A 25,461-nucleotide genomic window follows, 5' to 3' on the forward strand; every position below is an offset into this window, starting at 1 on the left:
GCTCGGCGGTTCGGCACGCTGGAGGCATGACGACCATGACGCCACAGACGAGGACGCCGCAGGCCAGGGAGCGGGAGTCCCTGGTGGCGGCCATGGAGACCGCGACCGTCACGGAGGTCGTGGAGGCCGCAGGGGCCGCGGAGCTCGCAGAGGTCGCGGAGCCCGCGGAGGGGGCGGCCGAGGTGCGGCGGCACGAGCTCGCCGCGTTTCTGCGCAGCCGCCGCGAGCGCATCACGCCCGAGCAGGTCGGCCTTGCGCGTGGGCGCCGCCGGCGCACACCGGGCCTGCGACGCGAGGAGGTCGCACAGCTCTCCGCGGTCGGCGTCACCTGGTACACCTGGCTCGAACAGGCCCGCGACATTCAGGTCTCCGCCCAGATCCTCGACGCGCTGGCCCGCACCCTGCTGCTGGATCGCAGCGAGCGCGCCCACCTCTTCAAGCTGGCGGGCGCCGCCGACCCCGCCCCCGGCACGCCCTGCCCGTCGATCACTCCGGCGCTGCGGCAGGTGCTGGAGCAGCTGGAGCCGCTGCCGGCCTGCATCCAGAACAGCCGGTACGACATCCTCGCGTACAACCGCACGTACGGGCGGCTCCTGTGCAACCTCGACGCGATCCCGCCCGAGGACCGCAACAGCCTGATCCTCGCGTTCACCTACGAGGAGTGGCGGTCGTCGATCGTGATGCTCGACGAGACGATGCGGCTGATGGCCGCCAAGTTCCGGGCGGCGATGGCCGGGCATCTCGCCGAGCCCGCCTGGAAGATGCTGCTCAAGCGGCTGGAGTCGGAGTCGCCGGAGTTCCGCGAGGCGTGGGAGCGGCACGAGGTGCTGGGGGCACAGAGCAAGACCAAGCAGTTCCGCAACGCCGACGTCGGGCTGCTCACCCTGGACCACACCGACCTCTGGCTGGGCCCGTCGCCCGGCCCGCGCCTCGTGACGTACGCGCCTACCGACGCCGAGTCGCGTGAGCGGCTGGAGAAGCTGCACGCTCTGGCGCTCGCCGACGGAGCTCCGGGCGCCGGTTACGCGCGCCCCGGCACCCCGGCCGCCTGCTGAGTCTCCGCCGTCTTCAGGCATTCTGCCGTGCGCCGGGCTGTACGGCGAGCCCATGTGCCGCTCGTCAGGGCGCCCAGGACGAGGACGGCCAGGCCGCACGCCGTGATGATCCACCATGCGGGGCGGGCAGCGGAGACGAAGCTGTCGCGGTACGCGGAACCGGCGACGCCCGAGGCCAGGACCGCGCCGATCACCGCGACGCCGAGCGTCGCACCGATCTGCCGGCTGGTCGAGGCCACCGCGGCGGCGACTCCGGCCTGGGCGCGCGGCATCCCGGCCACCGCCGTGTTGGTGATCGGCGCGTTCACGAAGCCGAAGCCGACGCCGAACAGGACATAGCCGATCACGAGCGTGGAGTTCGACGTCTCCGCCTCGAAGGCAGCGAAGAGAACACCGCTCGCCGTCATCGCCACACCCGCGACCAGCAGTGGGAGCCGCGGCCCCCGGTTGCCGACCAGCCGCCCGGACAGCGGGGCGCACACGAAGCACATTGCGGCCATGGGCAGCATCCACAGACCGGCGTGGAGGGCGTCGAGGCCCCGTACGTTCTGGAGGTAGAGCGTGGACAGGAACAGGAAGCCGCCGAGCGCGGCGAACGCGCTCACCGCGATGCCGACGGCCCCGCTGAACGGAGCGCTGTGGAAGAACCGCAGGTCGATGAGGGGTTCGTCGCGTCGCGGCTCGTAGACGAGCAGTGCGACGAGCGCGGCGAGTGCGACTGCGGCGCAGGCCAGGATGCGCGGTGACGTGAGCCCCGCGGCGGGCGCCTCGATGATCGCGTACGTGAGGCTGCCGAGCAGCGCGATGACCAGCAGCTGCCCGACGGGGTCGGGGCGGCGGGGCTTCGGCGCGCGGGACTCGGGGACGTAGCGCGCGGTCAGCAGCAGTGCGGCGACGCCGACCGGCACGTTCATCCAGAAGATGGAGCGCCAGCCGACCGACTCCACCAGAAGGCCGCCGACCAGCGGTCCGGCCGCCATCGATATGCCGACGACACCGCCCCAGACGCCGATGGCACGGGCGCGCTCGCGCGGTTCGGTGAACGTGTTCGTGATGATCGACATGGCGACCGGGTTGAGCATCGAACCGCCGACGGCCTGCACCATCCGGAAGACGACGAGCAGATCGAGGCTGGGCGCGAGCGAGCAGAGCGCCGAGCCGACGGTGAAGACGACGAGACCGGTCTGGAAGACCCGGCGGCGGCCGATCCGGTCGGCGGTCGAGCCCGCGAGCATCAGCAGCGACGCCAGCACCAGCGTGTACGCGTCGATGGTCCACTGCAGGCCCGCGACGCTTGCGTCGAAGTCTCTCTGCAGGGACGGCAGGGCGACGTTCAGGACGGTGTTGTCGAGGCTGACCATCAGCAGACTCAGACAGCAGATGGTCAGGATGAGCATCCGTCGGCGATGGCTGAGCTCGGGCATGCCGTAAAGGTACTCCTGTAGTACGCCTAACTAAAAACTTTCGTCCGTGCGGGGCGTGTGGGCGACAATGAGGAAATGCCCACGCCGTCCACCGCACAGTCCGCCATGTCAGCCTCACCGCTCTCGATCGGCCCGCACACGGTTCAGCCGCCCGTGGTGCTCGCTCCCATGGCGGGTATCACGAATGCGCCGTTCCGCACCTTGTGTCGTGAGTTCAGCGGCGGCAAGGGTCTTTTCGTGAGCGAGATGATCACGACGCGGGCGCTGGTCGAGCGCAACGAGAAGACCATGCAGCTGATCCACTTCGACGCGAGCGAGAACCCGCGGTCGATCCAGCTGTACGGCGTGGACCCGGCGACCGTCGGCAAGGCTGTCCGCATGATCGTCGAAGAGAACCTGGCCGACCACATCGACCTCAACTTCGGCTGTCCCGTGCCCAAGGTGACCCGCAAGGGCGGCGGCTCGGCCCTGCCGTACAAGCGGAACCTGCTGCGGGCCATCCTGCGCGAGGCGGTCGCCGGGGCCGGCGACCTGCCCGTGACGATGAAGATGCGCAAGGGCATCGACGACGACCACATCACCTACCTCGACGCGGGGCGCATCGCCGTCGAGGAGGGCGTGACCGCGATCGCCCTGCACGGACGCACCACCGCACAGCACTACGGCGGCACCGCCGACTGGGACTCCATCGCGCGGCTGAAGGAGCATGTGCCGGAGATCCCCGTCCTCGGCAACGGCGACATCTGGTGCGCGGACGACGCGCTGCGGATGATGCGCGAGACCGGGTGCGACGGCGTGGTCGTCGGGCGCGGGTGCCTCGGGCGGCCGTGGCTGTTCGGGGATCTGGTCGCCGCCTTCGAGGGGCGCGAGGACCTCTCCCGCCCCACTCTCCGCGAGGTGGCGGCCGTCATGGTGCGGCACGCCACGCTCCTCGGCGAGTGGCTGAACGACGAGGCGCGCGGCGTCATCGACTTCCGCAAGCACGTCGCCTGGTACCTCAAGGGGTTCTCGGTCGGCTCCGAGATGCGGGGGCGCCTCGCGGTCGCCTCGTCGCTCGCCGATCTCGAGGCGGGGCTCTCCGAATTGGATCTCGACCAGGAGTGGCCCGCGGGGGCGGATGGGCCCCGGGGGCGTACGTCGGGGAAGAACCGGGTGGCGCTGCCGGACGGGTGGCTGGCCGACCCCTATGACTGTGCCGGGGTGGGCGAAGAGGCGGAGCTTGACACCTCCGGGGGCTGACGCGACCCGACTCCCCGCCTATCCTCTGGCCATGGTGAACGGGGGGCGGCGCCGGCCCACTAGGAAGCAGCTGGCTGACTGGGCCGTGGCATGGGGCGTGACGACGATCATGGTCTGGGGCGTCTCGCACGTCCTCGACGACGAGCCTGCAAACGTGATCGAGGCCGCGGTGTTCGCCGCCATCGCCATAACGCTCGGCACATGGGGCGAACACCATCGCAAGAGGCGTGCGAACCGGCGCGCAGAGAAGCGCTCAGCTCGGACCTGACGCGCTGCGGACCATCGGCCACCGAGCCCTGGCCCTACGCGCCCCCCACCGCCGTGAGCAGCGCCAGCGGCGCAGCCGCCGACCGCGACTCCCGTACGCACGCGTGCGGGTACGGAACCGGCGACGGGTGCGTCGAGCGGTCGTAGCCCGCGAGGACCTCCGGGAGGCGGTGGCCGTCGGCTGTTGCCGCGTCGACCAGGGCGTGGGCGACGGTGCGGGCCTCGTCGTGCAGGCCGTACCGGGCGAGGCCCAGGGCGATCAGGGCGTTGTCGTGCGGCCAGACCGAGCCCCGGTGGTAGGAGAGCGGGTGGTAGGCGGGCTGGCCCGCGGCGACCGTGCGGACGCCCCAGCCGGAGAAGAAGTCGGATTCCAGGAGACGGCGGCCGACCCGTTTGCCGTACTCCTTGTCGAGCAGGCCCGACCACAGCAGATGACCGGCGTCCGAGGCGAGGGCGTCGACGTGCCGGCCGTCGCCGTCCAGGGCGAGCGCGGGGAAGTCGTGGTCGGCCATCCAGAAGTCGCGCTGGAAGCGGTCGCGCAGGTCGGCGGCGGCCTGCTCCAGCAGGTCCGCGTACACCTCGTCGCCCCAGACGGTGCGGGAGAGCTGCGCGGTGCGGCGCAGGGCGTCGTACGCGTAGCCCTGGGCGCCCGCGGCCATCACAGGACCTGTGGCGCGGCTGCCGTCCGCCGTGCAGATCGCGCCCGGCGAGTCCTTCCAGTTCTGGTTGGCGAGGCCGCCCTCGTCCGCGCGGTAGACGAGATAGCCGCGCGAGGTGAGGCCGCCGTGGTCCAGCATCCAGCCGACCGCAGCGCGCGCGTGCCGCTCGAGGCGGCGGCCCAGGGCCGCGTCGCCCGTCTGCTCGACGTAGGCGCCGAGGAGTACCAGGAACAGCGGCGTCGCGTCGACCGAGCCGTAGTACCGGCCGTACGGCACCTGGCCGAAGTGCGCCAGCTCGCCGTGGCGCACCTCGTGGACGATCTTGCCCGGCTGCGCCACCGTGCCCGCCGAAGCCTCCGTGGCCTGCACCGCGGCCAGCGCGGGAAGCGTGGCGGCGGCCAGCTGCGGACGGTAGGGGAGCGCGAACAGCGAGGTCAGCAGAGCGTCACGGCCGAGCAGGGTGAGGAACCACGGGACGCCCGCCGCCGGTACGCGCAGCTCCTCGCCGTCCGGGCCGGTCGCCGGGACCTGGAGGACGGCCAGGTCGGAGAGGCCTTGCGCGCAGGCGGCGGCCAGCTCCGGCCAGCCGTCGTCGGGGAGGGCGATGCCGTCCGTGAACTCCCGCTCGATATCGGCCAGCTGGGCGGCCGCGGCGGACGGCGAGAGCGGTACGCGCGGCTCGGCGGCGCCGTGCGGGCAGGCCGCGACGCGCAGGGTCAGCACGGCCGTGGCGCCCGGCTCCAGCTCCAGCGTCCAGACGAGGCGCCGCGCGCCGGTTCCGGTCTCCTCGACGCCGTCCGGAGCGGGCTCGGAGGTGACGGTCGTACAGGACCGCCACTCGCCGCGCCGGTAGCTGAACTCGACGCCGTCCTCCAGGATCCGCCGGCTGCGGACGGCGCCCGTCTTCGCGTACGTACGGTGGTCCGAGCGCAGCTCGAACTGGTCGGTGAAGTCGGCGTCGACCGTCAGCCCGATGCGGACCGTCGCCGGCACGGGCCGGTTGGAGGCGATGCGCAGCACCTCGACGAACGAGCCGTCCGCGACGGCCTGCTCACGGAAGAGCGTGTACGCGGGCGGCTCCTGGCGGCCGCCGCGCGGCACGAGCACGCAGCGCGCGGTGCCCGCCCCGTGCACGGCGCTCCGGCCGTCCGGTCCGCGCAGAGCGTCCTGCCCGTCCGCGACCGGTGTGAGGACGTCGGGAACGGCCCCGTCGACCGTCAGCTGCCACCGGCTGAGATGCCGGGCGTCCCGCACGAACAGCCCGTCGGGCGAGGTGCTGCCGCGCACCCCGCTGATGTCGCCACCGTGGCCCACGGCCGCGAACGTCCCGCCGTGCACGAGCAGATGATGCCGGTCCGTCATCGCCGGTCCCCTCCCTTGTCCTTGTCGAAGCGGTCGTGCTTGCCGAAGTCGTCGTGCTTGTCGAAGCCGTCGTGCTGGTCGAGTCCGTCGTGCGCGCGGGCCCCGTCGTACCGGCCGAGCGCGTCGCGCTGGAACCTCCTGGCGCGCGCGTCGCCGTGCAGCAGATCGAGGGTGAGCGCGGCCGTCCAGCTGAAGCCGTGCGCGCCGCACCCCTCGCCCGTGTACGGATCCACGTACTCCGCGAAGTCCGAGTCGGCCGCCGTCCTCAGCAGCGCCGCGCGCAGCCCGGCCGCGAGCGGGCGCTCGCCGTGCAGGCGCAGGCCGCGCTCCAGCAGCCAGTTGGTGTTGAACCAGGCGGGGCCGCGCCAGTACCGGTGCGGATCGAAGGCCGGGCCCTTCAGGTCGTAGCTCGGCACCAGGAGCGCGCTGCCGCCGAGCTCGAAGTGCGGCCCGCGCGCGGTGTCCACGAGTGCCCTGGCGACGGGCCGGGGGAGCGTCGGCAGGATCAGCGGCAGCAGGCCCGCGATGCTGCGCACAGGCACGAGCGAGCCGCGGCCGCGGCCGGCGGGGTCGCGCAGGTCGCGGCAGAAGAAGAGCCCTTCGGCCGGGTCCCACAGCCGCTCCACGAGGGTGCGCGTCAGCCGCTCCGCGCGCGCGTGCCGAGCCGTCCCGGCGGCTCCCAGCTCCCCGGCGATACGGGCCAGCGCGTGCTCGGAGGCGATCAGCAGGGCGTTGAACGCCGGGTCCTCGACCGCAAAGCCTCCCCCGCTCTGGGTCCCCCCGCTCGAGCGGGGGGACCCCCACGCCCCGTCCGCGTACCGCCCGTCGCGGTAGTCGGCCGCCAGGCGTACGTACCGCCCGTAGTCCAGGTCGGTGGGGCGGTCCTGCGCGGCGCCGTGGTCCAGGTCCGCGCGGCGGAAGGTGCGGGCGGAAGCGGGCGCCACGCGCGCGAGGGGCGCGTCCCAGGCCGGGCTGTTGTCCATGCCCTGCTCCCAGGGGTGGACGACGGCCGCGAGACCGTGGCCGCCCAGATCCCGGCGGTGCAGCAGATAGCGGTGCCAGGCGGCGAGCCGCGGATAGACCCGCGGGAGGAAGGAACGGGCGCGCGACAGCTCGGGATCCGCCCGGTGCACCAGCCAGGCGGCCAGCGCATGCACCGGCGGCTGCACTATGCCGGACGTCTGTACGGTGCGCGGCGCGCCGGCCGGGCTGCCCGCGGTGGAGGAGCGCCAGAAGTCCGGGCTGGGGAAGTAGGCGTCCAGGGGGACGGTGGGGTTGAAGACGATGTGCGGGACGCGGCCGTCACCCCACTGGGCGTCCAGGAGCGTCTCCAGCTCCACCTGCGCGCGGTGCGGCGACAGATGGCGCAGGCCGATGGCGATGAACGCCGAGTCCCACGACCACTGGTGCGGATACAGGCCGCGCGAGGGCACGGTGGACGTTCCGGTCCAGTTGGCCCCCAGCACCCGGGCGGCGCTGAGGTGCAGTGACCGCTCAAAGTCCGGGGGATTGAATGCAATCGCTCCGGTATGCGCGATCTCACCCCGGCCGGGGACGGGGGGTGAGCCGTCGGTGCCCACGATGTTGGCGTGCCCGCTGCGACGGGCGGTGAGCTGGGTTGTGCGGTCCACGCAGGTCTCCCCGAAGACGTCCGGCCGACCAGTTCGGCAATGGGTACCGTAGGGTTACGTCTATTTAACACGCAAAACCCAATATGTAATGTGGAGTTGCTCGACGCAAGAGGGTTGGGTTGGGTAGTCGGTTCTGGAGGAGGAGACATGGCCGGGGGCCAGGCGAGCGCCGGAGATCTGCTGCACCTGGTGCGCAGCGGACGCGCGACGACGCGCGGTGCGCTGCAGCAGGTGACGGGGCTGTCCCGGGCCACGGTCGGCCAGCGGCTCGACCGGTTGTTCCGGGCGGGCTGGCTGCGCGAAGGAGAGGCCGGGCCGGTGGATTCACCGCTCGGCGGGCGCCCCTCCATACGGCTCGAGTTCGACGACGCCCACGCGGTGGTGCTCGCCGCCGACCTCGATACCCGCCACGCGCGCGTGGCGCTGCTCTCCCTGGCCGGTGAGGTGCTCGCCGAGCACACGGGCCCGCTGCTCGTCGAGGAGGGCCCGGAAGCGGTCCTCGCCGAACTCGGCGGCTGGTTCGCCGACTTGCTGAAGCAGACCGGCACCCACGGCGACCGCGTGTGCGGCATAGGCCTCGCGGTGCCCGGCCCGGTGGACAGCGACACGGGCCGCGTCGTACAGCCGCCGATCATGCCCGGCTGGGACGGCTACGACATACGGGGCCGGCTGCGCCGCGCCTTCGCCGAGCACGCGGGCGGTCCGTCGGACGTGCCGGTGCTCGTCGACAACGACGCGAACCTCATGGCGTACGGCGAACAGCGCGCCGGATACAGGGACTGTTCCGCCTTCGCGCTCGTCAAGGTCTCCACCGGTATCGGCGCGGGCGTCGTCGTGGGCGGCGAGATCTACCGGGGCATCGACGGGGGCGCGGGGGACATCGGGCACATCCGGGTGCCGGAGGGCGCGGACGCGCTGTGCAAGTGCGGCTCGTACGGCTGCCTGGCGGCCGTGGCCAGCGGGCGCGCCCTGGCGCAGCGGCTGACGGAGGCCGGTGTGCCGGCCGCGTCCGGCTCGGACGTGCGGGAGCTGCTTGCGGCCGGGCACCCGGAGGCGGTGCGGCTGGCGCGCGATGCGGGCCGCCGGGTCGGCGAGGTGCTGGCCACCGTGGTCACGCTGCTCAATCCGGGGGTGCTGATGATCGCGGGTGACCTGGCCGGGACCCCGTTCCTGACCGGGGTCCGCGAGCTGCTGTACCAGCGGGCCCTGCCGCGCTCGACGGCCCGTCTGGACGTGGTCACCTCGCGGCTCGGCGAGCGGGCGGGGCTCATCGGAGCGGGCGCGCTGGTCGTGGAGTATCTGTACGCGCCGGAGCGGGTGGAGCAGCGGTTGCTGGCCATGGGTCTGTGACGGCCGCCAGTCCCTGACGGCCTCCATCCCAGATGCCACCGCGTCCGGCGGCGCCCCCGGACGCCCGTCCGGCGTCCCCGGCGAAGCCGTTCCGGATAGTGGAATCCGGCCCGCGTCTGTAGCGTGATTCTCGCCACCCTTGATAGCCAGTGCGCTCAGATGAGCGGATCTTGGGACGCTTGACTTCTCCAAAGGGTGGCACTGAGTGCCATTGATTTTGACTTCAAGAAGTGGAAGCAAGTGTGATTTGAAGCGCTCAGGTGAGCGCTATTTGGCGTCTACAGGCGTTGATTCGTTCAAGATCTGAAAACATCGAGACCCAAACTTGAACGGCCCCATCACTTTCGATCTGCTGGCGGACGGGTGGTTACAGCCGTATGACGCGCAAGTGGACGTACCGAGGTGCCTTCGATCTGGGTATGTTCCTCGCCGTCAGGGCAGCCACCGCGTCCTCGAGGAGTCGAGTCCCGTGTCGGAAAACAAAGATCCCCACGTACCTCAGGGCGTGAAGTTCGTTTACGACTTCACCGAGGGCAACAAGGACCTCAAGGATCTGCTCGGCGGGAAGGGTGCGAACCTCGCCGAGATGACCAACCTCGGCCTGCCTGTCCCTCCGGGCTTCACCATCACGACCGAGGCCTGCAAGGTCTACCTCGACAGCGGCGAGGAGCCGGCGGCACTGCGTGACGAGGTGAGTGCGCACCTCGACGCCCTCGAGCAGAAGATGGGCAAGAAGCTCGGCCAGGCCGACAACCCGCTTCTCGTCTCGGTCCGCTCGGGCGCCAAGTTCTCCATGCCCGGCATGATGGACACCGTCCTCAACATCGGGCTCTCCGACAAGTCCGTGGCCGGTCTCGCGACCCAGGCCGGCGACGATCGGTTCGCCTGGGACTCGTACCGCCGCCTCATCCAGATGTTCGGCAAGACCGTTCTCGGCGTCGACGGCGAGCTCTTCGAGGAGGCGCTGGAGAAGGCCAAGAAGACCAAGAAGGTCGCGGTCGACACCGACCTCGAGGCCGCCGACCTGAAGAAGCTGGTCACGACGTTCAAGAAGATCGTCAAGACCGAGGCCGGGCGCGACTTCCCGCAGGACCCGCGCGAGCAGATGGACCTCGCCATCAAGGCGGTCTTCGACTCGTGGAACGGCGACCGCGCCAAGCTGTACCGCCGCCAGGAGCGCATCCCGCACGACCTCGGCACCGCGGTCAACGTCTGTTCGATGGTCTTCGGCAACCTCGGCCCCGACTCCGGCACCGGCGTCGCCTTCACCCGCGACCCGGCGAGCGGCCACCAGGGCGTGTACGGCGACTACCTGCAGAACGCCCAGGGCGAGGACGTCGTCGCGGGCATCCGCAACACCGTGCCGCTCGCCGAGCTGGAGCAGATCGACAAGAAGTCGTACGACCAGCTCATGCAGATCATGGAGACCCTCGAGAACCACTACAAGGATCTCTGCGACATCGAGTTCACCATCGAGCGCGGCCAGCTGTGGATGCTGCAGACCCGCGTCGGCAAGCGCACCGCGGCCGCGGCCTTCCGTATCGCGACGCAGCTCGTCGACCAGGGCCTGATCGACGAGGCCGAGGCGCTGCAGCGCGTCAACGGCGCCCAGCTCGCGCAGCTGATGTTCCCGCGCTTCGACGAGGACGCCAAGGTCGAGAAGATCGGCCGCGGTATCGCGGCGTCCCCGGGCGCGGCGGTCGGCAAGGCGGTCTTCGACTCGTACACGGCCGTCAAGTGGTCGCGCTCGGGCGAGAAGGTCATCCTGGTCCGCCGTGAGACCAACCCCGACGACCTCGACGGCATGATCGCGGCCGAGGGCATCCTGACCAGCCGGGGCGGCAAGACGTCCCACGCGGCCGTGGTCGCCCGCGGCATGGGCAAGACCTGTGTCTGCGGCGCCGAGGAGCTCGAGGTCGACACCAAGCGGCGCCGGATGACGGTGCCGGGCGGGCACATCGTCGAGGAAGGCGACCTGATCTCCATCGACGGGTCGAGCGGCAAGGTGTACCTGGGCGAGGTCCCGGTCGTCCCGTCTCCCGTCGTGGAGTACTTCGAGGGCCGCATGCACGCGGGCGCCGACGACGCCGACGAGCTGGTCGAGGCCGTGCACCGCATCATGGCCTTCGCGGACCGCAAGCGCCGCCTTCGCGTCCGCGCCAACGCCGACAACGCCGAGGACGCGCTGCGCGCCCGCCGCTTCGGCGCACAGGGCATCGGTCTGTGCCGTACGGAGCACATGTTCCTCGGCGACCGCCGCGAACTGGTGGAGCGCCTGATCCTGGCGGACACGGACGACGAGCGCGAGGAGTCCCTCAAGCAGCTCCTGCCGCTCCAGAAGCAGGACTTCGTCGAGCTGTTCGAGGCGATGGACGGCCTGCCCGTCACCGTCCGCCTCCTCGACCCGCCGCTGCACGAGTTCCTGCCCGACATCACCGAGCTGTCGGTCCGCGTGGCGCTCGCCGAGTCCCGCAAGGACGCCAACGAGAACGACCTGCGTCTGCTGCAGGCCGTGCACCGGCTGCACGAGCAGAACCCGATGCTGGGCCTGCGCGGCGTACGCCTCGGCCTGGTCATCCCCGGCCTGTTCACCATGCAGGTACGGGCGATCGCCGAGGCCGCGGCCGAGCGCAAGAACGCCAAGGGCGACCCGCGCGCCGAGATCATGATCCCGCTCGTCGGCACCGTCCAGGAGCTGGAGATCGTCCGCGACGAGGCCGACCAGGTCATCGCCGAGGTCCAGGCCGCGACCGGCGTCGAGCTGAAGCTCGCGATCGGCACGATGATCGAGCTGCCGCGCGCCGCGCTCACGGCCGGTCAGATCGCCGAGGCCGCCGAGTTCTTCTCGTTCGGCACGAACGACCTGACGCAGACCGTCTGGGGCTTCAGCCGTGACGACGTGGAGGCCTCCTTCTTCACGGCCTACCTGGAGAAGGGCATCTTCGGCGTCTCCCCGTTCGAGACCATCGACAGGGACGGCGTGGGCTCGCTCGTACGGAACGCCGCGAAGGCCGGCCGCGAGACCCGTCCCGACCTGAAGCTCGGCGTCTGCGGCGAGCACGGCGGCGACCCGGAGTCCGTCCACTTCTTCCACGAGGTGGGCCTGGACTACGTCTCCTGCTCGCCGTTCCGGATCCCGGTGGCCCGCCTTGAGGCCGGCCGCGCGGCGTCCTCGGCGAAGGGCAGCGACAACCGCTGAATCACCGGTGGCCGGCAACGGTTGCCGGCCACCCCCTGACCCCGGAGCCCCGTCGGTCCCCGACCCTCACCGACTCACGAAGGCTCCGGTTCTCCAGGAGGGGCGGCACCCTGTGCGGGGGTGCCGCCCCTCACCGCTTTACGGGGGTCAGCTACGGAACGGCCCCGTCACCTCGTACGTGATGCCGCCGGACGAGCTGCCCGTCGTGCCGCGCTGCGAGGAGAAGTACAGGCGGGTGCCGTCGGGGGAGAACGCCGGGCCCGTGATCTCCGAGCCGGACTGGCCGGTGATGCGGAGGAACGGCGCGACCACGTCGTCGGGCGTGATGATGCAGATCTCCATGTTGCCGCCGTCCTCGGCGACGAACAGGTCGCCGGAGGACGAGCCGGTGACGTTGTCGACGCCGGTGAGGGGTGCGGAGCCGCCGGTGACGAGGGAGTCGTCGTAGGCCAGCTCGTACGTGTTGTTCGTCAGGTCGAGCTGCCAGACGCGGTTGTCGCCCTTGGTCGTGAACCAGACAGTGTCGTTGGCGTAGTGGCAGCCCTCGCCGCCGTTGAACTTCTTCGAGCCGGATACCTGGGTGCGCGTGGTGGTCGGGGAGCCGTCCGGGTCGGGCACATCGGCCCAGGTGAAGGAGCCGGAGGTGGCGGTGCCCGCGACCATGACCTGCAGCGTGCCGGAGGAGAGGTCGCCCCAGGTGTTCGGGATGAAACGGTAGAAGCAGCCGCTGGACTCGTCCTCGGTCAGGTAGATCACCTTGCGGACCGGGTCGGCGGCGGCCGCCTCGTGCTTGAACTTGCCCATGGCGTCGCGGCGGGTGGCGGTGTTCACGCCGTAGGGGTCGGTCTCGTAGACGTAGCCGAGGCTGACCTCCTCGCAGGACAGCCAGGTGTTCCAGGGCGTCTTGCCGCCGGCGCAGTTCTGCCGGGTGCCCGAGAGGATGCGGTACGCGCCGGTGATGGTGCCGGAGGAGTTGAATCTGACGGCGCCGGCTCCGCCGCTCGGGTTGATCTCGGAGTTGGAGACGTAGATCCAGCCGGTGCCGTCGGCGAAGCAGGCGCCGCCGTCGGGGGCGTTGTGCCAGGTGTAGGAGGTGCCGGTGACCTGCTGGCCGGACCGGGCGATCACCCGGCTGGTGAAGCCCGTGGGCAGCTGGATGCCATGGGCATCGGCGGCGCCGAGGGCCCCGTACGGGCCGGAGCCCGGCTGGGCGGGGGCCGCGTAGGCGGCGCCGTGCATGAGCGTGCCGCCGAAGGCGGCGGCCGAGGTGCCGATGACTGCTCCGCGCAGGAAGGTACGACGTTCCACTCTCGCTCCAGGGTGCTGTGACGGCCCCGGACACCGGGCGGCGCCGGGGTCGAGCGGTATGGAACCTAGGCGTGCCGAGTTGACGGGCCATGGACATTTCATGGCGATGTCTTGGCGTTGTCTTGGCATTGTCTTGGTGTTGTTCTGGGGTCGCACGGCCGAGAAGCGATCGCCCGGCCGTCGTACGGTGAGGTGACCGACGTCATCACGAGGGAGCTCCGCCATGACGGGCTGGAACGCGGGCGACATCCCCGACCAGGGCGGTCGTGTCGCCGTGGTCACCGGTGCCAACAGCGGCATCGGATACGTCACGGCACGTGAACTGGCCCGGCACGGAGCCAGGGTGCTCCTCGCCTGCCGCAGCCAGACGCGCGGCATCGAGGCCTCGGACCGGATCCGGGCGGAAGTCCGGGACGCGGACGTGCAGTTCGTCCCGCTCGATCTCGCCTCGCTCGATTCCGTACGGGAGTTCGCTTCCGGCTACGACCGCGACCACGGCCGGCTCGATCTGCTCGTCAACAACGCGGGCGTGATGGCCCTGCCGTACGGCCGGACGGCGGACGGGTTCGAGACGCAGTTCGGCATCAACCACCTCGGGCACTTCGCGCTCACCGGGCTGCTGCTGCCACGGCTCATGGCCGCACCCGAGGCTCGCGTCGTCAGCGTGTCCAGTGGCGTTCACGCGCTCGCCAATATCGACATCGACGACCTCAACAGCGAGGGCCGCTACCGGCGCTGGATCGCATACGCACGCTCCAAGACCGCGAACCTGCTGTTCGTCCACGAGCTGGCGCGCCGTCTCGGCGAAGTCGGCTCCCGTGTCGTCGCTGCCGCCGCGCACCCCGGGTACGCCTCGACGAACCTGCAGACGCGCGCCGCGAGGATGGAGGGCCGCAAGGGCGTCGAGCGTCTCATGGCCGTCGGCAACCGGGTTTTCGCCCAGTCGGCCGAGGCCGGTGCGCTGCCCACGCTGTACGCGGCCACGGCACCCGGCGTCGCCCCCGACTCCTTCACCGGCCCCCGGCTCCAGGGCTGGCGAGGCGCGCCCGCGCCGTCCTGGCGCGCCCCGTGGACGCTGAACGACGCGGCGGGCGAGCGGCTGTGGGCCGAGTCCGAGCGGCTGACGGGCGTCGCATACGACGCGCTCAAGGCGTGAGCCCGACCGGCGTCAGCAAGGCGTGAGCCCCACCGGCGTCAGCAGCCGGTGGGGCCCTCACCTGTCATGTCGCCGCAGCTCAGGCCGCGACGCCCGCGCTGCGCACCTCGTACGCCGTCAGCGCGACCTCGTCGTCGTCCAGGCACCGCCCGGACTCCAGGTCGAAGCGCTGCTTCAGCAGCGGCGAGGCGACGAACGCGCGCCCCTGCGCCGAGCCGATGAGGCCCCGCGAGAGGACCGCGGCGCCCGTGAACGGGTCACGGTTGTCGATCGCGTACAGGCGGCCCGACCGGTCGAGGAAGATCGCGGCCTGACTGCCGTCCGGCAGCAGGGCCGCGACACCGCGGCCGGGCGTCAGCAGTGCCAGATCGCAGACCGTGAACCAGTCACCGGTCCCGTCGAGGAGCAGCTGCACCTTCAGATCAGTGGTTTCCGGGGCGAGCGTCATCGGGTGGCGATTCCTTCCAGGGGTCGGGTGCCGATCGTCAGCAGCGGCAGGTCCGGCTTGATCTGGTCGCGCTCCGGGACGAAGCTGACCAACGGGTCCGGGGTGTCGGGCGCGTTCACGAACGAGACGAAGCGGGACAGCTTCTCGGGGTCGTTGATGGTCTCGGCCCACTCGTCGCGGTAGTTCGCGACGTGGTCGGCCATCAGCTTCTCCAGCTCGTCGCAGATGCCGAGCGAGTCGTGGACGACGACGTCACGCACGTGGTCGAGGCCGCCCTCGATGCGCTCCAGCCAGGTCGAGGTGCGCTCGAGCCGGTCGGCCGTACGGATGTAGAACATCAGGAAGCGGTCGATCAGCCGGATCAGCTCGGCGTCGGACAGGTCCTGGGCCAGCAGGTCCGCGTGGCGCGGGGTCGCGCCGCCGTTGCCCGCCACGTACAGGTTCCAGCCGTTCGCCGTGGCGATCACGCCGAAGTCCTTGGACTGGGCCTCGGCGCACTCGCGCTGGCAGCCGGAGACCGCCGACTTCAGCTTGTGCGGGGAGCGCAGGCCCCGGTAGCGCAGCTCCAGGTCGATGGCCATGCGGACCGAGTCCTGCACGCCGTAGCGGCACCAGGTCTGGCCCACGCAGGACTTCACCGTGCGCAGCGCCTTTCCGTACGCGTGGCCCGACTCGAAGCCCGCGTCCACCAGCCGTGCCCAGATCAGCGGCAGCTGCTCGACGCGCGCGCCGAACAGGTCGATGCGCTGACCGCCCGTGATCTTCGTGTAGAGGCCGAAGTCGCGGGCCACCTCGCCGATCACGATCAGCTTCTCCGGGGTGATCTCACCGCCGGGGATACGCGGCACGACCGAGTACGAGCCGTTCTTCTGCAGGTTGGCCAGGAAGTGGTCGTTGGTGTCCTGCAGCGATGCCTGCTCGCCGTCCAGGACGTAGCCGCTGGCGCCCAGCGTCGGCGCGAGCGAGGCGATGATCGAACCGACCGCGGGCTTGCAGATCTCGCAGCCGTCGCCGCCGCGCGCCTCGTCCCGGCCGTAGCGGTCGAGGAGGTCCTGGTACGAGGTGATGCGCAGGGCGTGGACGATCTCGTAGAGTTCCTGGCGGGTCTGGCCGAAGCAGCCGCACAGGCCCTTGTCGACCTCGACGCCGGACGCCTCCAGCTCGGCGTTGATGAGCTGGCCGAGGACCTTGACGCAACTGCCGCACGTCGTACCGGCCTTGGTGCACTTCTTCACCTCGGGCACGGTGGTGCACTTGTGCTCGGTGACCGCGCCGCGGATCGTGCCCTTGCGGACGTTGTTGCACGAGCAGATGATCGCGTCGTCCGGCAGTGCGGACGGGCCGAGCTGGGCGGGCTCCCCGGCGCCGGCGGGCAGGACGAGAGACTCGGGCGCGATCGGCGGGACCGAGCCGGTGAGCGCGCGCAGCGTGCCGTACGCCTCCGCGTCTCCGACCAGGATGCCGCCGAGCAGGGTTCCGTCGCGGCCGATGACCAGCTTCTTGTACAGGCCCGCGCGGGAGTCGGAGTAGACGACGTCCAGGCAGTCCTCGGTCGCGCCGTGCGCGTCGCCGAAGGACGCCACGTCGACACCGAGCAGCTTCAGCTTGGTGGACAGGTCGGCGCCGGTGAAGGCGGCCTCGTCCGCGGCGATGGTTGCGGCGGCGGTCTCGGCCTGCTCGTAACCGGGGGCCACCAGGCCGTACACCCGGCCGTCCGCTGCCAGTGCGCACTCGCCGATCGCGAACACGTGCGGGTCGTTCACCGTGCGGCACTGCTCGTCGACGGTGATGCCGCCGCGCTCGCCGACCGTGAGGCCGCAGTCGCGGGCCAGCTGGTCGCGGGGGCGGACACCGGCGGAGAACACCACCAGGTCCGTGGCGAGTTCGGAGCCGTCGGACAGCTTCATGCCGGTGACCGCGCCGGACTCGTCGGTGACGATCTCCTGAGTGCCCACGCCGGTGTGCACGGTCAGGCCCATGTTCTCGATGGTGCGCAGCAGCGCGGCGCCACCGCCGTCGTCGACCTGCACCGGCATCAGCCGCGGCGCGAACTCCACGATGTGGGCGCCCAGCCCGAGGCCCTTGAGGGCGCCGGCCGCCTCCAGGCCGAGCAGACCGCCGCCGACCACGGCACCGGTCGTCGCCTTGGTCTTCGCGTACTCCTCGATCGCGAGCAGGTCCTCGATCGTGCGGTAGACGAAGCAGCCTTCGGCTTCCTTGTTCGGGACCGGCGGCACGAACGGGTAGGAGCCGGTGGCGAGGACGAGGATGTCGTACTCGAAGACCTGGCCGGACTTGGCGGTCACCTTGCGGGCCTCGCGGTCGACCGTCTCCGCCGGGTCGCCGACGTACAGCTCGATGCCCTCCTTCTCGATGAACGCCATGTCGGTCATCGACAGGTCCTCGGGCGTCTTGCCCGAGAAGTACGAGGTGAGCGCCACGCGATCGTACGCTGGGCGCGGCTCCTCGCACAGCACGACCACGCGGTGCGTGGCGGTCAGGCCGCGCTCGGCGAGCGCTTCGAGGAAGCGCTGGCCGACCATGCCGTGGCCGACGAGCACGATCGTGGGGCGGGGGCCGGTCCCCACAAGTGCGGTCGTGGACATCAGGAGCCTCCATGGTTGGTGAGCAGGTGGAGCAGGGGGGCACCGTCCGCGGGGAGCGGCTCTGCTCCCTCCCAGGCGCGGGCGAGCGCGCCGACGGTGCCGAGTTCGCCGATGAGAACCCCGCCGACCAGGCGGTCGTCGCGGACGACGACCTTGCGGTACGTGCGGCGGGTGGCGTCGGTGAGCTGCACGACGTCGTCGCCGGGCAGGGCTTCGGTCTCCCCGAAGGCGGCGACGTCGAGGGGGCCGGTGCCCTGTTCGGCCAGGGTGAGCCGGGTCAGGGCGCGGGTGCCGGTGTAGCGAGGGGCGACGTCCGAGGTGAGGAGCGCCGCGAGGGTGTCGGCCTGGTCGAGGGCCGGCGCGGCCAGGCCGTAGACGTGACCGTCGTGCTCGGCGCAGTCGCCGATGGCCCGGATGTGCGGGTCGGAGGTGCGCAGCTCGTCGTCGACGACGATGCCCTTGCGGACCTCCAGGCCCGCCGCGACGGCGAGGCCGGTGCGAGGGCGGACACCGCAGGCGAGGACGACGAGGTCGGCCTCGAGCCGGTAGTGGTCGGCGAGCTCCACGGACTGCACCGCGCCGTCGGCGCAGTGGACGCCACGGACGCGGCACTCGGTGTGGATCTCCACGCCCATGCCGGTCAGGTGGCGGTGCACCAGCTCCGACGCCCTGGCGTCCAGCTGGCGCTCCATGAGGCGCTCGCCCTGCTGGGCCAAGACCACCTGGGCGCCGCGCTCGGCGAGCGCCCGCGCCGCGGAGACGCCGAGGAGGCCGCCGCCGATGACGACGGCGCGCGTCCCTTCGCGTACCGCCGCGGAGAGCGCCAGGCAGTCGTCCATCGTGCGGAAGGCGTGCACGCCCCTGGGGAGGTCGCGGGCGCCCGGCTCGAACAGACCGCGCAGCGCGGGCAGCACCGGGTTGGATCCGGTCGCCAGGACCAGCGTCTCGTATGCGATCACGCTGCCGTCGTCGCAGTGCACCAGCCGGTCCTCGCGGTCCACGCGGACGACGCGGGCACGCAGCTGGGGGCTCTGCGGGGCGGGCAGCGCGATGATCTCGGGCGCGTACCTGCCCGCCAGCACCTCGGCGAGCAGGAGGCGGTTGTACGGGGCGTGCTCCTCCTCGCCGATGAGCAGGGCGTCGGGCCCCAGCCGCTGGGCGAGCCGTGCGCCCGCGGGGCCGGCGCCGATCACCACCACACGCGTTTTCGAGGTCATGACCTGAGCGTGCGTCGTGGGTGTTACCCGTCGACATCCCCTCTGTTTCCCGAGAGGAACGCTGCGCTCAGCAGTGGCCGGGGGTGAGTGTGAGGGTTTGGGCGAGGGGGTCCGATGCGGGGCCGGTGCGGGTTGCTGTGCAGGGTCCGTCTGCCCTGGTAGCGGCCGCTTCCGGGCGGCCCAACCTCAGATGGGCCTCAAGACTCGTCGTATTCCATGGACGGGCTATGCATCGCCTCCCTAGGGTCGCGATCATGCCTGACATATCCCTGATGACCGTGCTCGTGCTCTGCCTCGCCGCGGGCGCGGCCGGATGGGTCGACGCCGTGGTGGGCGGCGGCGGACTGCTGCTGCTTCCCGCCCTGCTGCTCGGCCTGCCGGGCAGCACCCCGGCGGCGTACGCCCTCGGCACGAACAAGGCGGTGGCGATCGTCGGCACCACGGGCGCGGCGGTGACGTATGTGCGCAAGGCGCCTGTGGACGTGTGGACGGCGGTCCGTATCGGTCTCGCCGCCATCGCCGGGTCGACGGGTGGGGCGTTCTTCGCGGCCGGGATGAGCACGGAGGTGCTCAAGCCCGTGATCATGGTCGTGCTGCTGGGTGTCGGCGCCTTCGTGATCCTCAAGCCCGCGTTCGGCACCGCCCCGGCGACCGGTCCCGCATCCCGCCGCCGCGTCCTCGCAGCCATCGGACTGGCCGGTCTGGGCATCGGTTTCTACGACGGGCTGATCGGCCCCGGCACCGGTACGTTCCTCGTTCTCACGCTCACCGCCGTGCTCCACCTCGACCTGGTGACGGCCTCGGCGACCGCCAAGATCGTCAACTGCTGCACCAACGCCGGAGCGCTCGCGACGTTCGCGTGGCAGGGCACGGTGCTGTGGCAACTGGCCGCGCTCATGGCCGTGTTCAATCTGGCGGGCGGCACCCTCGGCGCGCGCACGGCGCTGAAGAAGGGCAGCGGCTTCGTCCGGGTCGTGCTGCTGACGGTGGTCCTCGCGCTGGTCGTGAACCTGGCGTACGAGCAGTGGGTGGCGTGAGGCCACAGGTCGTCCGGTGGTGTCCTTCTGCGTCCAGCGGCTTCCGGTCAGCGGCTTCCGGTCAGGTGTGCGAAGACCACGACGTTTCCCTGATAGCCCGTCTTCTTCGAATAGCCGCCGCCGCAGGTGATCACCCGTAGCTCCGGGCGGCTCGCGGCCCCGTAGACCTTCTCGTCCGGGAAGTTCCGGCTGTCGAACACATCGATGGCGTCGATCGTGAAGACGGCGACCGAGCCGTCCCTGCGGTCCATCTCGATGGTGTTGCCCTTCTTCAGGGCGCCGAGGTTGTAGAAGACGGAGGGGCCCTCGGCGTTGTCGACATGTCCGGCCACGACGGCGGTACCGGTCTCACCGGGCGTCGTCCCGGCCTCGTACCACCCGGCGACGTTCTTCTGCTCGGGCGGCGGGGTATCGAGGCTGCCCGAGGACGTCAGGCCGAGGCCTATGAGGGGAGCGTTCACGCGTATCGCGGGGATGCGTATGCGGTCGGGCGGCGAGGGCGGCAGCGGGGGCGCGGCGGGCGCTTCACGGCCGGTGCCGAGCCCGGCCGACGCGGCGTCGCCGGCCTGCGCGGCGGACGGCTGCGGCGGCGGATGGCCTTCGATGCCGCTGCGCACCAGCCATATGCCGGAGCAGAGGGCGACGGCGGTGACGGCGGCTATCGCGGCGTCCGGGACCCTTCGGCGGCGAGCACCGCGCGCCGGCCGTGCTGTGCGAGTCCTGGCCGGCCCTGCCCTGCTGATTCTGCGCATGGGCACCTCCGGGGGGATCGTCCGGGTGGTTGATCCGGTGGTTCTGATGGTTGATCCGGTGGCTGATGGTCGCTGATGAAGGCCGGTCGCGGCCTGCGCCGGCCGCCTGGTGCGGTGTGTGGCTGCCCGGCGGCCGGCCGGATGCAGGGTGTCCGCGCCCCCTCCGGGCGCCGCGAGGGGCTACGGGCCCGGAGGGGAGGGAACGGTACCGGTGGACAGCGGAGGGCGTCCTCAGATCCTGTCGCCTCTCGCCCGGCGATGCAGGAGCCAGGTACCGCCCGCGGCGGCCACGGCAAGCGCCGCCACGCCCGCCGCGGTCTGCACGGGGTCGGGACCGAGCGCGCCGCCGACCCCCGTCTCTACGCGTCCTTTGGGGTGCAGTTGCTCCCCGGAGACGGACAGGAGCACCTTCAGATCGCCCGCGACCTGCTTGTCTCCGCGGAAGCACTTCGCGACGATCTCGTACGTGCCCGGCTGGGCGCCGGGCGGCACCTTGAACTGGCCGATCGCCTCTCCCTCGTGCGCACTCGGCGCCAGCGTGAACATGCCCGCGCCCACCGCGCTCGCGTCCCCCGTCGCCGTCTCACCGGCGCCGCACGCCTTGGTGTTCACCGACACCGTGGCGCCCGGTGCCGTGGTGGACGGATACAGGTCCAGGGCGTTCGCGTCGCCCGCGTAGGCAGGGGCGGCCGACAGGCCCGCCACGGCGGCGGCGAGCACGGCACCGGTCAGCAGACGGCATCTCCGCATGGTGCTTGCACCTCCGAGAGGGCGCGGCCCGCGGCATCCCCATGTGCCGCTGATTCGGTCGCGTCCCTGCTCTTCCGAGGTAAGTGGCACTCGACGGCACCCGCCTGCTGATGAGCCATCAGAAATCCGCTGACGGCCCCTTTCCGGACACTCGAACGCGAACGTTCCAGCAGGTCACCGGCGTGTCGCGAAAAGGAACCGCAAAAGGCGCGGCGCGGCTGTGAACGGGTGACCGACCCGCGCCACCCGGCGCGTCAGACCGCGTCCCACGGCACGGAGGCGTACACGTCAGCCAGTGCCCCCATCAGCTTCTCGTCGACCGTGAAGTGCGTGTCGTCGATCCGCCGCACAGGTGCGATGCCCCGCGCGTTCGTCACGAAGGCGGACGTATACGAGGCCAGGTCGGCCAGGCGCACGGGCGCGCGCCGCGAGCCCAGGCCGGCACCGGCCAGGCGCGGCTCGAGCAGCTGCAGCGTGCTGCCCGCCAGGCAGGGCGCGTCGGGCCATACGACGTCCGAACCGTCGTAGAAGGCGATGTTCGTGACCGCGCCCTCGCTGACCGCGCCGTCGGGACCGGTCAGCAGCGCGTCGTCGAAGCCGGCCCGGCGGGCCAGCCGCCCGTAGTGGCTCTGGCCGAAGCCGCCGAGATGCTTGATGTGCGGCACGGGACGCAGATACGGCACGGACATCAGCGACTGTGCGGCCGCCGGCATCTCGCCGGGCGGCCGGACCGTGACCATGATCTGCGGCTCCCCGCCCGGCGCGTGCACATAGACCCGTACGGAGGCGTCCGCGACGTCGTCGCCGAGCGCGTGCCGGACCAGCTCGCGCACCCGGCCGCCGTCCAGCTCACGGTCGAACAGCTCGCGGGTCGCCGATTCCAGCCGCGCCAGATGCACCGCGAGCCCGCGCACCCGGCCGCCTCTGACCTGCATCGCGGTGAAGTGCCCGTCGTTGACGAGGGCCGGCCACAGCAGCTGCTCAGCTGTGGCCGGCTGGCCTTCGATCTCAACGCGATCCACAAGGGGCGGTTCCGATTGCACGGGTACCGCCTGCACGGGTTCCGAGTGCACGGATTCCGGTTGCCTGCGCGGGTTCGGTGACGTCGTCATGACGCAAACGGTACGAACATCACGCTACGGACGACAGGGCGCGGGCCCGTCAGCCCACCGACACCGCCGACCACGCCGCGCCCACCGCGGCGTACTCCGCGCTGCCCGCGCCGTACAGGTCCTTGGCCGCGTTGAGCGTCGCCGTGCGGGCGCCCGCATAGTTCGTGGACGACGTCATGTAGACCGTCAGCGCCCGGTACCAGATCTTCCCGAGCTTGTCCCTGCCGATGCCGGTCAGCGTCGCGCCGTTGCACGTGGTGCCGTTGTGCAGCACCCCGCCGATCGTCTTCGGGCCGCTGCCCTCCGCCAGCAGATACGCGAAGTGGTTCGCGACGCCCGACGAGTAGTGTACGTCGAGACCGGCGACCGACGAGCTCCAGCAGTCCGCGGACTTGCCGTCCTTGGACGGCTGGTCCATGTAGCGCAGCGCGGACTTGCCGAAACCCGGCTTCACGATCTTCTCGCCGATCATCCAGTCGCCGGGGTCGGAGGCGTTGGCCGCGTAGAACTCAACGAGCGTGCCGAAGATATCGGAGGTCGCCTCGTTCAGGCCGCCGGGCTCACGGGAGTACGTGAGTCCCGCGGTCTTGGACGTGACGCCGTGCGACATCTCGTGCCCGGCCACGTCCAGGGACACGAGCGGCCCGAAGGTCGTCCCGTCGCCGTCGCCGTACGTCATGCAGAAGCAGTTGTCGTCCCAGAAGGCGTTGTTGTAGTCGGTCCCGTAGTGCACACGGTTGTACGACCCCTTGCCGTCACCGGCTATACCGGTGCGCCCATGGACGTTCTTGTAGTAGTCCCAGGTGGTGTCGGTGCCGTACTGGGCGTCGACCGCCGCGGACGCGCCGTCCGAAGTCGTCCCGTTCCCCCAGTGGTTGTCGGCGTCCGTGAAGAGTGCCGCGGGCGCCCGTTCCAGGCAGATCGTGAGGAGGCAGGTATCCGTCTTGTTCTGCGCGTCGCCCGTGTAGGTACCGCCGCGCGTGGCGTCCTTGAGCTGGTACGACGAGCCGGACTGGGTCGTCTGCAGCGGCACCGTGCCGCTGTAGAGGGACTGGCCGTCGCCCGTCGCCGTCTCGATGCTGTCCCAGGCGTCGATCTGCCGGCCGGTGCGGGCGTCGGTGAGGACGACGCGGGCGACGGGATTGCCGAGCGAGTCCTGACCGGTGGCCTGGGTGCGCCAGGCCAGTGTCGGCTCGCCGTGCAGCGCGTCGACGACCAGCTGCGGCGTGGCGAGGACCTTGCGCAGCGTCTCACCGAGGTTCGCCGCGCGCAGGGCCGCCGTGGCCAGGTCCGCGGCCTTCGACGCGGAGAGCGCGGGCTTGACCGTCGGCACGGCGAGATCGCCGCGTACGGCCCGGTCGGCGCTGCGGTAGCTGCCGTCGGGGGCCAGGTGGACGACGAAGTCTCCGCCGATGACCGGGAGCTGACGGTACGTGCGGTCGTAGCGGACGTGCTGGCTTCCGTCCGCGTCGACGATGACGTCGCGCACCGCCGTGGACTGCGCGTCCGTGATGCCGAGTCGCCCGGTGAGCGAGGCGATCACGTCCTGTGCGTGGCGGATCGCGTCGGCCCGGGTGGGCGGCGGCTGGTCGGCCGCTGCCGCGGTGGGGGTGAGGGCGCCGGCCAGGAGGGCGGTGGCCGCCACAGCGATGCCCGCGGCGCTGCGATGCGAGAGGGGCGGGGCCGGAGTCTTCGGGGTCTTCGGGGCCGGTGTGGCCGAACGCGTCGCAGTCGTCGGTCGTCTCATCGGTCTCCTCGGCTGGGGCCTGGGCCTGCGCCTTGGCCTGGCGTTCTGGGGGGGGGCGGCCTGGGAAGCGCACTGACGTTCGCTCAGGTTTACGGGCTCATGACATGTCATGTCCATAGCGATGCTGTGCCGCTGTCGTGGAGCTGTGGTGCGCGGGTGGGGGAGGGCTGCAGGTGGGGTGGGGTGGGGCGGGTGTGCAGGTGGCGGCGGTGGCCGTAGCAGGGGGGGGCGACAATCGGTTCCGTGGACCGGATCTGCGGTGCTTGCGAAGGGAACTCGTACATGACCACGGCTGAGTGGCTGACCGTGCTGACCACGACGGACGACGAGGGGAAGGCGCGGCGGCTTGCCCACGGGGCAGTGGAGGCGAGGGTCGCGGCCTGCGCCCAGATCCCGGGGCCCGTCACGTCCGTCTACCGCTGGGAGGGCACCGTCGAGACCGCGGACGAGTGGCAGGTCCTGTTCAAGACGACGGCCGATAGGTACGAGGCGCTGGAGACCTGGCTCACCGAGGCCCACGACTACGACGTGCCGGAGATCATCGCCACGCCGGTGGTGCGGGGGAGCGCGGCCTATCTGGCGTGGGTGACCCGCGAGACGCGTGAGATGGGGGAGAGCGGGGCGTGACGCATCTGCCGTTCTTCGTATACGGGACGCTGCGGCCCGGAGAGTGCAACCACGACCTGTTCCTGCGCGGGCGCACAGTCACGGAGGAACCGGCCCGGCTCGCGGGCGCGGTGTTGTACGACGGGCCCGGCTATCCGTACGTCGTCGAGGAGGACGGGGGCGTTGTGCTCGGCGAACTGGTGACCGCCACGCCGGATGGGTACGCCGGACTGCTCGCCAGGCTGGATCGGTTGGAGGGGTATGCCCCCGGCGATCCCGCCAACATCTACGAGCGCGTGGCCCGGCCCGTGACGTGCGGCGACGGGAGGGTGGTGCGGGCCTGGGTGTACGTGGCCGCGGCGGCGGTCGCAGCGGACCTGCGAGCGAACGGCAAGCCGATCGAGAGTGGGGACTGGACTGCGGCCTGAGCGGCTGCGGGCGGCTAGGCCCTGTCGTCAAATTCCCGCCTGCCTCGCGGTGTCTGGCACGCACGCTCGCCGCGTTGCCGAAACGCCCACGTGGCTCCGCCACGAGGG

At 71.3% G+C, this 25,461-nt stretch carries 20 protein-coding genes; 9 read left to right on the forward strand and 11 right to left on the reverse strand.

Going from position 1 to position 25,461, the window contains the following annotated elements; translation table 11 throughout:
* The first annotated feature begins 26 nt into the window (after positions 1-26).
* Positions 27-1,055: a helix-turn-helix transcriptional regulator gene (locus ACWD4J_RS25490; RefSeq protein WP_451397746.1), complete on the forward strand. Its 1,029-nt coding sequence runs from the start codon at positions 27-29 to the stop codon at positions 1,053-1,055.
* Here the strand turns inward: ACWD4J_RS25490 and ACWD4J_RS25495 are convergent.
* Positions 1,022-2,479 carry an MFS transporter gene (locus tag ACWD4J_RS25495; protein ID WP_451397747.1) on the reverse strand — a complete coding sequence of 486 codons (1,458 nt, stop codon included), beginning with the start codon at positions 2,477-2,479 and terminating at the stop codon, positions 1,022-1,024. The two genes, ACWD4J_RS25490 and ACWD4J_RS25495, sit on opposite strands and share 34 nt — an antisense overlap.
* 105 nt (positions 2,480-2,584) lie before the next feature.
* Between ACWD4J_RS25495 and dusB the strand changes: the two genes are divergently transcribed.
* Positions 2,585-3,718, forward strand: coding sequence for a tRNA dihydrouridine synthase DusB (gene dusB, locus ACWD4J_RS25500; RefSeq protein ID WP_451397770.1), 1,134 nt, complete (start codon positions 2,585-2,587; stop codon positions 3,716-3,718).
* A gap of 97 nt (positions 3,719-3,815) precedes the next feature.
* Positions 3,816-3,986 carry a hypothetical protein gene (locus tag ACWD4J_RS25505; RefSeq protein ID WP_451397748.1) on the forward strand — a complete coding sequence of 57 codons (171 nt, stop codon included), beginning with the start codon at positions 3,816-3,818 and terminating at the stop codon, positions 3,984-3,986.
* Positions 3,987-4,020: 34 nt separating this feature from the next.
* Here ACWD4J_RS25505 and ACWD4J_RS25510 read toward each other — a convergent pair whose 3' ends face one another.
* Both ACWD4J_RS25510 and ACWD4J_RS25515 read right to left on the reverse strand, forming a co-directional pair.
* Positions 4,021-6,006, reverse strand: coding sequence for an amylo-alpha-1,6-glucosidase (locus ACWD4J_RS25510; RefSeq protein ID WP_451397749.1), 1,986 nt, complete (start codon positions 6,004-6,006; stop codon positions 4,021-4,023).
* Positions 6,003-7,637, reverse strand: coding sequence for an MGH1-like glycoside hydrolase domain-containing protein (locus ACWD4J_RS25515; protein WP_451397750.1), 1,635 nt, complete (start codon positions 7,635-7,637; stop codon positions 6,003-6,005). Before ACWD4J_RS25515 ends, ACWD4J_RS25510 begins: the two co-directional genes overlap by 4 nt.
* Before the next feature lie 147 nt (positions 7,638-7,784).
* Here ACWD4J_RS25515 and ACWD4J_RS25520 point away from each other — a divergent pair, with 147 nt between their 5' ends.
* Both ACWD4J_RS25520 and ppdK read left to right on the forward strand, forming a co-directional pair.
* Complete coding sequence (locus ACWD4J_RS25520; RefSeq protein WP_451397751.1) at positions 7,785-8,987, forward strand: ROK family protein; 1,203 nt, start codon at positions 7,785-7,787, stop codon at positions 8,985-8,987.
* Between the two features lie 469 nt (positions 8,988-9,456).
* Positions 9,457-12,186, forward strand: a complete 2,730-nt coding sequence (ppdK, locus tag ACWD4J_RS25525; RefSeq protein ID WP_451397752.1) for a pyruvate, phosphate dikinase — start codon at positions 9,457-9,459, stop codon at positions 12,184-12,186.
* Positions 12,187-12,333: 147 nt separating this feature from the next.
* On the opposite strand, the gene ACWD4J_RS25530 is transcribed toward ppdK, so the two are convergent.
* Positions 12,334-13,494, reverse strand: a complete 1,161-nt coding sequence (locus tag ACWD4J_RS25530) for an alkaline phosphatase PhoX (protein ID WP_451397753.1) — start codon at positions 13,492-13,494, stop codon at positions 12,334-12,336.
* 223 nt (positions 13,495-13,717) lie between these two features.
* On the opposite strand from ACWD4J_RS25530, the gene ACWD4J_RS25535 reads away from it, so the two are divergent.
* Entirely contained in the window at positions 13,718-14,650 is a 933-nt protein-coding gene (locus ACWD4J_RS25535) for an oxidoreductase (protein WP_451397754.1), read from the forward strand.
* Between the two features lie 79 nt (positions 14,651-14,729).
* Here ACWD4J_RS25535 and nirD read toward each other — a convergent pair whose 3' ends face one another.
* The 3 genes from nirD to ACWD4J_RS25550 are packed head-to-tail and all read right to left on the reverse strand — an operon-like array spanning position 14,730 to position 18,921.
* Positions 14,730-15,098 (reverse strand): nitrite reductase small subunit NirD, encoded by a 369-nt coding sequence (gene nirD / locus ACWD4J_RS25540; protein WP_451397755.1) that lies wholly within the window; start codon positions 15,096-15,098, stop codon positions 14,730-14,732.
* The gene (gene nirB, locus ACWD4J_RS25545; protein ID WP_451397756.1) at positions 15,095-17,704 is read right to left on the reverse strand and encodes a nitrite reductase large subunit NirB; all 2,610 of its coding nucleotides are present in this window, start codon (positions 17,702-17,704) and stop codon (positions 15,095-15,097) included. Before nirB ends, nirD begins: the two co-directional genes overlap by 4 nt.
* Positions 17,704-18,921, reverse strand: a complete 1,218-nt coding sequence (locus ACWD4J_RS25550; RefSeq protein ID WP_451397757.1) for an NAD(P)/FAD-dependent oxidoreductase — start codon at positions 18,919-18,921, stop codon at positions 17,704-17,706. Before ACWD4J_RS25550 ends, nirB begins: the two co-directional genes overlap by 1 nt.
* Before the next feature lie 254 nt (positions 18,922-19,175).
* Between ACWD4J_RS25550 and ACWD4J_RS25555 the strand changes: the two genes are divergently transcribed.
* Positions 19,176-19,958: a sulfite exporter TauE/SafE family protein gene (locus tag ACWD4J_RS25555; protein WP_451397758.1), complete on the forward strand. Its 783-nt coding sequence runs from the start codon at positions 19,176-19,178 to the stop codon at positions 19,956-19,958.
* Between the two features lie 47 nt (positions 19,959-20,005).
* Here ACWD4J_RS25555 and ACWD4J_RS25560 read toward each other — a convergent pair whose 3' ends face one another.
* The 4 genes from ACWD4J_RS25560 to ACWD4J_RS25575 form a co-directional block, all read right to left on the reverse strand.
* Entirely contained in the window at positions 20,006-20,710 is a 705-nt protein-coding gene (locus ACWD4J_RS25560) for a class F sortase (protein ID WP_451397759.1), read from the reverse strand.
* 231 nt (positions 20,711-20,941) lie between these two features.
* Entirely contained in the window at positions 20,942-21,460 is a 519-nt protein-coding gene (locus ACWD4J_RS25565) for a hypothetical protein (protein WP_451397760.1), read from the reverse strand.
* 254 nt (positions 21,461-21,714) lie between these two features.
* On the reverse strand, positions 21,715-22,572 hold the full coding sequence (locus tag ACWD4J_RS25570; RefSeq protein WP_451397761.1) for an aminotransferase class IV family protein: 858 nt from the start codon (positions 22,570-22,572) through the stop codon (positions 21,715-21,717).
* Positions 22,573-22,621: 49 nt separating this feature from the next.
* Complete coding sequence (locus tag ACWD4J_RS25575) at positions 22,622-24,319, reverse strand: M4 family metallopeptidase (RefSeq protein ID WP_451397762.1); 1,698 nt, start codon at positions 24,317-24,319, stop codon at positions 22,622-22,624.
* Positions 24,320-24,601: 282 nt separating this feature from the next.
* Between ACWD4J_RS25575 and cutA the strand changes: the two genes are divergently transcribed.
* Together cutA and ACWD4J_RS25585 are read left to right on the forward strand one after the other, a co-directional pair.
* The gene (gene cutA / locus ACWD4J_RS25580; RefSeq protein WP_451397763.1) at positions 24,602-24,946 is read left to right on the forward strand and encodes a divalent-cation tolerance protein CutA; all 345 of its coding nucleotides are present in this window, start codon (positions 24,602-24,604) and stop codon (positions 24,944-24,946) included.
* Entirely contained in the window at positions 24,943-25,353 is a 411-nt protein-coding gene (locus ACWD4J_RS25585) for a gamma-glutamylcyclotransferase family protein (RefSeq protein WP_451397764.1), read from the forward strand. Before cutA ends, ACWD4J_RS25585 begins: the two co-directional genes overlap by 4 nt.
* The last annotated feature ends 108 nt before the right edge of the window (positions 25,354-25,461 follow it).

The organism is Streptomyces sp. NPDC002577 (genome assembly GCF_053594815.1).

Excerpts from the sequence above, each read along its gene's own strand:
- ACWD4J_RS25490 (WP_451397746.1), top strand. The coding sequence starts at position 27 with ATGACGACCATGACGCCACAGACGAGGACGCCGCAGGCCAGGGAGCGG.
- ACWD4J_RS25495 (WP_451397747.1), bottom strand. The coding sequence starts at position 2,479 with ATGCCCGAGCTCAGCCATCGCCGACGGATGCTCATCCTGACCATCTGC.
- dusB (WP_451397770.1), top strand. The coding sequence starts at position 2,585 with ATGTCAGCCTCACCGCTCTCGATCGGCCCGCACACGGTTCAGCCGCCC.
- ACWD4J_RS25510 (WP_451397749.1), bottom strand. The coding sequence starts at position 6,006 with ATGACGGACCGGCATCATCTGCTCGTGCACGGCGGGACGTTCGCGGCC.
- ACWD4J_RS25520 (WP_451397751.1), top strand. The coding sequence starts at position 7,785 with ATGGCCGGGGGCCAGGCGAGCGCCGGAGATCTGCTGCACCTGGTGCGC.
- ACWD4J_RS25535 (WP_451397754.1), top strand. The coding sequence starts at position 13,718 with ATGACGGGCTGGAACGCGGGCGACATCCCCGACCAGGGCGGTCGTGTC.
- nirD (WP_451397755.1), bottom strand. The coding sequence starts at position 15,098 with ATGACGCTCGCCCCGGAAACCACTGATCTGAAGGTGCAGCTGCTCCTC.
- nirB (WP_451397756.1), bottom strand. The coding sequence starts at position 17,704 with ATGTCCACGACCGCACTTGTGGGGACCGGCCCCCGCCCCACGATCGTG.
- ACWD4J_RS25550 (WP_451397757.1), bottom strand. The coding sequence starts at position 18,921 with ATGACCTCGAAAACGCGTGTGGTGGTGATCGGCGCCGGCCCCGCGGGC.
- ACWD4J_RS25555 (WP_451397758.1), top strand. The coding sequence starts at position 19,176 with ATGCCTGACATATCCCTGATGACCGTGCTCGTGCTCTGCCTCGCCGCG.
- ACWD4J_RS25560 (WP_451397759.1), bottom strand. The coding sequence starts at position 20,710 with ATGCGCAGAATCAGCAGGGCAGGGCCGGCCAGGACTCGCACAGCACGG.
- ACWD4J_RS25565 (WP_451397760.1), bottom strand. The coding sequence starts at position 21,460 with ATGCGGAGATGCCGTCTGCTGACCGGTGCCGTGCTCGCCGCCGCCGTG.
- ACWD4J_RS25570 (WP_451397761.1), bottom strand. The coding sequence starts at position 22,572 with ATGACGACGTCACCGAACCCGCGCAGGCAACCGGAATCCGTGCACTCG.
- ACWD4J_RS25575 (WP_451397762.1), bottom strand. The coding sequence starts at position 24,319 with ATGAGACGACCGACGACTGCGACGCGTTCGGCCACACCGGCCCCGAAG.
- cutA (WP_451397763.1), top strand. The coding sequence starts at position 24,602 with ATGACCACGGCTGAGTGGCTGACCGTGCTGACCACGACGGACGACGAG.